The 9,081-nt window shown below is 38.9% G+C and carries 2 protein-coding genes; both read right to left on the reverse strand.

The genetic code is table 11. The features are described from left to right. Window positions 1-7: 7 nt before the first annotated feature. The gene (locus tag H4K33_RS15910) at window positions 8-6,961 is read right to left on the reverse strand and encodes a fibronectin type III domain-containing protein (protein ID WP_182650780.1); all 6,954 of its coding nucleotides are present in this window, start codon (window positions 6,959-6,961) and stop codon (window positions 8-10) included. Window positions 6,962-7,315: 354 nt separating this feature from the next. After that, a partial coding sequence (locus tag H4K33_RS15915; protein WP_182650782.1) for an OmpA family protein occupies window positions 7,316-9,081 on the reverse strand: 1,766 nt, incomplete at its 5' end.

The raw sequence follows: 9,081 nt of genomic DNA on the forward strand, positions 1-9,081 counted from the left end.
GCTACTATTAATAATTAAGTTGTACCCAACCTGTTCTGACTTTTCCGTTAGAAACAACTACATAATAATATGTTCCTACTGGGAGCAATTTATCAGAATTGTTCTGTCCAAACCATTCCTTCTTATAACCTAATCCGTGTGAGTAAACCTCAACACCGTTACGGTTAAAGATTTGAATCTTCGAAATTCCGTGTTGGCTCAAGTCAAACGTATCATTTAAGCCATCTCCGTTTGGTGATATTCCCTTCGGAATCGGACAATCTTCATAGCTTATAGTAAAGCTTTTCTCATCGATACACTCTGCTCCACGTAATCCTTTGTTGTATGCATAAACGTAAATCGTTTGCGGTTTGATAATTGGACTTCCTGCTTTCAATTCCTCTCCTTTTCCGCCTGGTTGTGTAAAGTACTTATTGTACTTCGACGGTTCTGGTAAAAAGTAAATATCACAGTACATTATTTGATCGGCGATATCATCCGCTATAGGTTGTTCTACAACTTCTAAAACAAATGACGTTTGTCCATAACAACCTTTTTCGTCTTCACGGTAAATGTAGAATGTGCGCATTCCTAATTCATCATACGACTCTCCTCCATCATATCGATCTCCTTGACCATATTCTTGAGTATAATATGCTTCTCCATCAGGTAACTCTGGGAATACATAAGCTCCACAAACACTTTGGTCTGCTGATTTGGTGACATTTAATGGAGGCTGAATAATCGCCTTAAATGTTTTAGATGTGCTACATCCTGTTCGTTTATTAGTCAACCTAACGTAAAGTGTTTTATTCGTAGTAAAATTGTAAATAGGATCTAACATTCCTGTATTAGCGTTCATATTCTCTTCACTTTCAAAATACTCTACAATGTATTTTTCAGGATCTAAACTTCCTAAAACCACACTATCATTATTACTCAAATCGACGAAATTAATTTCTCCTGTAGGTCTTGAACAATCAATAAGATCATTTGGAACACCCATAGTAAAATCTTCTTTTACAAATTTGAACTCTTTAAATAGCACTGTTTCAGCTCCACAAATCTCGTACTTCGCTTTAGCTGTATAGGTTACTGTTTCAGTTACAGCGATGTCGATTTTTGCCTCAGAAGAAAAGAACTCTCCGTCTTTCTCCCAAGAGAATTCTGCTGTTGATTCTCCATTTGGAGTAAAACGCCATGCTTCGTTTTGCGCAGACCAACGCCCTGTATTACGTCCTGGAGGTGCAATTCCAGCTGTACCGTCAGCATTTTGAATTCCGATAATCGCTTTTCCTTCCCACGCATCACATAAAGAATGTCTATTTTTTACATACACCTCTATAATATTTGTTCCTTCATATATTACGATTTGAGAAGTCTGTGTGGTGTTATCAACATCATTTGGATCATACGTACATCCAGTTCCATACATACCTAAACGATATACGTTAAATACCAACGTTCTACATGGTGCTTTACCAATAATCTGGTAGTTTATCGAGTGATCTGCTGGTGCTTTATCTTCTCCTGGGTGTGTATCTTGGAATACCCCCATAATCGAATTAATTGTAGGTCCTGAAGTAGTAGCAGGATTATTTACACCTGGATCACTTGGAATTAAACTAGTCGGATTATAAGGAGCTGAAGTTGCTCCAGGACGATAACGTCCGCCAGGAACTACTCCTTGAATACTAAAAGAAATTGTTCCATTGGTGTTAATCAACACCTTATCGTATTTATTTCCGTAGAAACAAAAATCAAAGCCCAAATCAATCACATCAGACCAAACATCATCTGATGTCAACTCTACAGCTCCACCTCCTTTAAAAGGGAACGGCGGTTTGTATTCAATGGATGATACTTCATACGAATTGGTTTTCAAGATGTCGTAATACGAAGCACCTAGTTCAAAGTTAAATGTTCCTTTCTCACAAATAACATATTCTCCTTTTTCGTTTTTTTCCAAGCCTTCAATTTCTGAAAACTCAATTTCAGCGTTTACATTCGCACAGCCAGGAGGTGGAATAAACGAGATAATTCCCACTTCAGACCAGCGACCTTTATCTGTATCTGAACAAATCGGTCGTACATAAAAGCGGTAGAACTGATCATCTCCTGCTGGATTTGGATTGACAAACACATGTGAATTTGTATCAACGATAATACCCGTCGTATTATCTGTTGGCAATGTCTCATTCTCTATTGGTACAATATACACTTCCCATTGTGCTTCATCACCTTGCGCTTCCCAAGTTAATAAAACTCTAGAAGGAGCACCTTCCATAACTTCCGATTCTAAATTAACTACACCCGGACAAGTAATTGGAGTAATTTTAATATTGTCAATTGCTGCTGGGGGTTGAGTACCTCCAAAGCTATTTTGAATCCATTCAAAAACCAAACGCACGCTACCTCCTGCATAATCAGATAAGTTAATCACCGTTTCTAATTCAACAAAATCTTCTTCTTCCCCATTGTAGATACCTCCAATTTGAACGCGATTAGCTCCAACACTAATCTGTTCTCCTGCTATTGGACTAAAAGAAGTCGGCACTAACCACACTTTAAAATAATCATATTGGGTTCCAAAAGACTCATGCCCCATACAACGCCAATCAAACGAAAATTCACAATCACTTATTCTCTCTGGCACTGCGATATCGCGATATGCATGAGCAGCGGTTGTTAATGATATATCGTATGTATTAGTCAATCCTTCATCTTTAGAGATATAAAGTGACTTAGAACCACCATTACTAATAGCTCTTCCAATCACCCATCTGTTAATGGTATTAGATTCTTTCGTCCAGTTATCTTCTTCTTCAAATTTCTCATCAAAAGGAAGTACTGCAGGAATCTGACCTGTGATAAAAGATAGATCTTTCCATAAACTTTTATCATTAGCACTACAAACTGTTCGAATCCAAAGATAATAACGCGTATTAGGCGTCAACCCATCAATTGTGTACGGGTTATCCGTTGTTGTCACCGAACCTGTTACCGTTTCACCTGGTGCAGTATTCGTTGTTGAATAGTATATTTCATACGTATCTTGTCCTGCCACAACAGGCCAAGAAACTGTCGCTGAAGTATCTGTTATATGATCCAACTGAATCGTTCTTGGAGCGGAACAAGTAACTACTGAAACATTTAAATTATCAATTGCTGCAGGTGGCTGTGTACCACCGCTACTATCTTGACGCCATTCGAATACCAAGCGCATCGTTTGACCAGCAAAAACAGTCACTTCTTGAATGTATTCTTGACGAATAAATTCTGGGTTATTGTTATGTTCACTTCCTAGTAAAATTCGATTAGTTGCTTCTGTTATTTGTGTTCCACTTGTTGGAACAAAAGTTGCAGGTACTAACCAAACTTTGAAATAATCATATCGAGTAGAAGTTCCTTCACCAACACAACGCCAATCAAATTGAACAGCTACTTCTAGAATCCCTTGATCCACTTGAATATCACGGTAGGCATGTGCAACTGTTGAAGCACCAACATCATAAGTATTTGTGGTTCCATTGTCTTTTGATATATACATCGACTTTGTTCCACCGTTTTGAGCAGCAGTTCCCACAACCCATTTATTGATAGAATTTGTACCGGCATTCCAGTTAAAGTTTCCTTCAAAATCTTCAACATATGGCAGAGTAGCAGGTATTTGTTGAGTTTGAAAAGAAATTTGTCTCCACAAACTTTTATCTGTTGCACTACAAACAGTTCTAACCCAAACATAATACGTTGTACTTGCAGTTAATCCATTAATTGTATAAGGATTATCTGTTGTTGTTACAGATCCTGTTACCGTTTCACCTGGTGCAGTATTCGTTGTTGAATAGTACACTTCATACGTGTCTTGTCCTGTTATTGCTGTCCAAGAAATCGTTGCTGAAGTAGCCGTTGCGCTATTTACTTGGATCGCTGAAGGAGCAGAACACGTAATAACAGCTACATTCAAATTATCGATAGCAGCAGGTGGATTATCTCCGCCACTTCCATCTTGACGCCATTCAAATACTAAACGCATCGTTTGACCTGCGAATACCGTTACATTTTGTATATAATTCGCACGAGTAAATGTAGCTTGTTGATTATGTTCTTCACCTAACTTAATTCTATTTGCTGTTGCTGTTATTTGCGTACCGCTTGTTGGTACAAAGTCAACAGGAACTAACCAAACTCTAAAATAATCATATCGAGTAGTAGTTCCTTCTCCAACACAACGCCAATCAAAATCAACCGCAATTTCTGTTGCTCCTTCTGGAATAGTGATATCACGATACGTATGCGCAACTGTTGCAGTACCAACATCATAACTATTGGTCGCTCCATTGTCTTTTGTTATGTACATGGATTTTGTTCCACCGTTTTGCACAGCAGTTCCTGCTACCCATTTATTAACTGAGTTTGTACCTGTATTCCAATTAAAGTTTCCTTCAAAATCTTCAACATATGGCAAAGTAGCAGGTACTTGTTGAGTTTGAAAAGACAGTTGTCTCCAGAAACTTTTATCCGTTGCACTACAAACTGTTCGAACCCATGCATAATACACTGTACTTGGATTTAATCCAGTAATTGTATAAGGGTTATCTGATGTTGTTACAGCCCCTGTTACTGTTTCTCCTGGTGCTGTATCCGTTGTTGAATAATATACTTCATATGTTGTTTGTCCTGTAGCGGCTGTCCATGAGATTGTTGCACTTGAAGAAGTTGTAGTAGTAACTTGTAAGTTTGTTGGAGCTGAACAAGTAACCACCTTAACTATCAAATTATCAATAGCAGCAGGAGGTTGTGTTCCTCCACTTCCGTCTTGGCGCCATTCAAACACTAAACGCATATCCTGCCCTGCATATGCTGCGACATTCTGTTCGATCAGTTCACGAGTAAACGTATCTTTCGCATTGTAATTTCCTCCCAATTGAACACGTCCTGTAGCTGCAGCAATTTGCGTTCCTGATGTAGGTACAAATGTTGTAGGTACAAGCCAAACTCTAAAATAATCGAATTTTGTTGCAGTACCTTCTCCAACACAACGCCAATCAAAACCGATCGAAATTTCTTGTGTTTCAGCAGGAATAGCAATATCTCTATAAGCATGAGCCACCGTAGCTTTATCAACATCATAAGAGTTTGTTACTCCTTCATCCGATGTCATATAAAGTGATTTTGTACCTCCATTTTGAACAGCCGTACCTACAACCCATTTATTAATAGTATTACTTCCTGTCGTCCAACTGATATCTCCTTCGAAATCCTCATTATACGGTAAAACAGCAGCAACCTGCTTTGTTCTAACCGATCCTGAATTCCAAACACTTTTATCTGTCTCACTACAAATTGTTCTAATCCAAATTGTATAAAGCGTACTAGGGTTTAATCCTTCGATTGTATATGGATTTTGTGTAGTCACCACAGATCCTGTTACTGTATCACCAGGCATCTCTCCTGATGTAGCATAATATATTTCATATGTATCTTGATCAGCTGCTGCTGTCCAAGCTACTGTTGCTGATGTAGCTGTTGTTGTATTTTCAACAATAGCTGTTGGTGCTGAACATGTTAATACAGAAACAGTAATATTATCAATCGCTGCTGGTGGTTGTGCACCGCCACTTCCATCTTGACGCCATTCAAACACTAAACGCATATTTTGTCCAGCGAATGCCGCAGCATTTACTTCAAAATTTTCTCTCTTAAAGTCCGAATTCAAATTGAAATCTCCTCCTAATCTAATGCGATCTGTCGCTGCCACAATTTGTGTACCCATCGTCGGAGTAAAAGACGCTGGTACGAGCCAAACTCTAAAATAATCGAATTTTGTTGTAGTTCCTTCTCCCATACAACGCCAGTCAAATCCAACAGATATATTCGCTGTTCCTTCTGGTATTGTTATATCGCGATACGCATGCGCAGCTGTTGCTCCACCACTTACATTATAGGTATTAGTAGTTCCGTTATTTTCACTAATATACAGTGATTTTGTACCACCGTTATTTACTGCTGTTCCAACAAACCAATTATTTGCAGCCCCTGTGCTCAAGGTCCAATTAATTGCACCTTCAAAATTTTCATTAAAAGGCAAAGATGCTCCTTGTTGCTGTGTTGTAAATGTTCCTATTAAAGAGTAATAAGAAACACGTTCTCCTCCACAGTTAGCACGAACATATAACGTATAAGCCGTAGTTTGTGTCAAACCTTCCACAACAATAGGATTTGCTGTTAAATCAGTAACCGTACCAGAAACAGCTAATCCTGTTTCTCCAGAACCCCCTGCACCTGAAGTTCTAACTTCATATGAAATTGATTCAGTTGTGTCTCTACCTGTTATTGTAAAACCAACACTTGTAGCCGTTGTGTTTGCAATAGCTCCATTAATCGAAAGACAAGTAATTTGACTTCCAAAAGTCACTTTAATATTTGGTCGACTTGTAATAGCATCTAAATTATCAGTAGGAATTTCTCTATCCTTATGAATAGCAAAATGCATATTGATTTTTTCTGTAGCCTTAATTTTCAAGCCATCACTACCATCCACTGTAGTACCTCCTCCACCAAAATTCGCTTCTACTAATACCAATAAATTTTTTGTTCCTCCAGTATAATTAAAAGAAGAATCAAAATTAATGGTATTAAATCCAACGATACCAGGTGTAAACATACCATCGTAAACAACGGTTGCTCCTTCAATAAAAGTAGACCAACTAGCAGCAGAAAGTGTAGCTGATTCAACCTCTTTTAAATAGATTTTAATAGGTCTAGCAATATTAGTCACACCAATATCCCATGCAAGTCTATTGATGAAACCTTGCTGACCAATTTCTTCCGCGGTATACAAAGCAGCAGAACGTTCAAAGCCAAAATAATTGCTCAGCGGACGTTTGTCTGTCAATGTACCGGTGCCAATCGTAACCTCCTGTCCATAAGTAAAAAAGATACTTAGTAAGAAGAAGAATAGCACTGTGATTCTTTTCATACGTATTAAGTTTTTAAGTTAGTTCTGCTCAAATATAGAATATTTTTTATACAAAGATTAACAAAATAAAGTATCTGACTATTGCTCAACCCTTACACACAGTGATCTTTTGTTAACATTCAACCAACACAATAAAAAAAACACAACACTATTATTTATTTATTAAGTTAAAAAAAACCTCTTTACTAAAAATAAAACCTAAATAACTTACAATATGTTTTTTTTCACAAATTCACATGATTCTGAAAATTTATTGTTAATTATTCATTTTCAGCACCTAAAATAAAAAAGCCCCCACCCGATGATCGGATGAGGACTTTTTAGAACTATACTAAACTTAATACTTAAACTAATTTATTTGATTATAACGAATTCGCTTCGTCTGTTGATCGCGTGATCTTCTTCCGAGCAGTTCGACTTACAATCGATTTTCGGTGCGCTTGCACCATATCCTTGTGATTCTAAGCGGTAAGCTTCAATCCCTTTAGACAAGACATATTGTACCGTCGTTTTCGCGCGGTTCTCCGATAACTTCTGGTTGTACGTCGCACTTCCGCGGTTATCTGTATGAGAGCCTACTTTGATGCGCATCTGTGGATTGCGCTTCATCACTTTCACTAACTTATCCAGCTCAAACGCTCCTTGTTGCGTGATGTTTGATCGGTTAAACTCGAAGTAGATATCCCCTAAGATGATCTCGTCTTTAGTGACAATCACTTCTATCGGACGCAACGCTACATTCACTAACTGACGACCGCCTTTGCGGTTCAATGGTACTTCTACTGACTTGCCCTCGAAATCCTCTTTGTCTACCTGCAAGTGATAAAACTTATCACAATCTACTACGTATTCTACAATACCGCGGTGATCCGTAAACTTCGTCTCAATTAGGTTCTTGCGATCGTCAAAGATATCCACGCGCGAGCCTTCTAATAACTTACCTGTATCTTTGTGTGTTACCGTTACATACATCTCGGTATTACAAACCGGTTTCGCTTTGTAGATATCATCGCGACCAATGCGGTTGGTAGAGAAGAATCCGATGTCTTTACCTGGGTAGAATGAGAATGCAAAATCGTCTTTCGCCGTATTGATCGGAGAGCCTAAATTCTTCGGCTCTGCTTGTGGAATTGCTAAGTCTACCATGTAAACATCTAAACCTCCAAAGCCCTTGCGTGAATCTGAGGCAAAGTACAACTTACCATCTTCTGAGATAAAGGGAAATGACTCTCGCCCTTCGGTATTAATCTGACTTCCCATATTTACAGGTGTTCCGTAGTTTCCTTCTTCATCAATCTCCACTTTCCAGATATCGGTACTTCCCATAGTTCCCGGCATATCAGAAGAGAAGTAAAGCGTGCGACCGTCTTTGCTCACACTCGGGTTACTAACAGAGTAATCACTGCCGTTAAACGGTACTGGTTCAAAATCCGTCCACTTGTCTTTCTTCTTCGTAGCGCGAAACACACTAACTTTTCCAAGCTTCACTAGCTTGGCTTTGTTCTTGGTAAACTTCCCTGCACGGAAACTCTCCGTAGCAAAGTACATCGTCTGACCATCTCCTGTTACAGTAGCTGGTCCGTCGTGATACTTCGTGTTCAACTCCGATACAGGCTCTACATCATACAATGGGTCATCAGCGTTTTTGTATTTCGCTTGGTAGATATCCAAATAACCTTGGTTATCCCAGCCATACTTTTTCTTCGAGTTATTACCTGCTCGGGTAGAAGCAAAATAAAGCGTATCTCCCGTAGTTAAGAAGGCTCCGAAATCATTCCCTTGACGGTCATTGATCCCTGATTCTTCATAGGTAAAAAGCTCCTCTTGCGCACGTAAACGCGGAATGTAATCGGGCTCGCGTAAAAAAGCAATCGCGCGCTGATCCTCCGGATTGCGCTCCGCAAATTTCTTCATAGCGGCATTCGAAGAATCATAGCGACCACTCGCTTTAAGCATCTGGGCATAGCGGTAGTACAACTCTGAATCCAGGTTTGGATCTTTCTCCAAGGCCTTTCCGTAATACTTCGCTGCCTCTACTGTATTGAATATGTTGTAATAACAATCCGCTAATTGTAAATAAATATAATTATCTGTCTTGGCACCGCGGATTAACTTCTGAT

Origin of the sequence: Myroides sp. WP-1 (assembly GCF_014145635.1) — a bacterium.
Lineage (GTDB): Bacteria > Bacteroidota > Bacteroidia > Flavobacteriales > Flavobacteriaceae > Flavobacterium.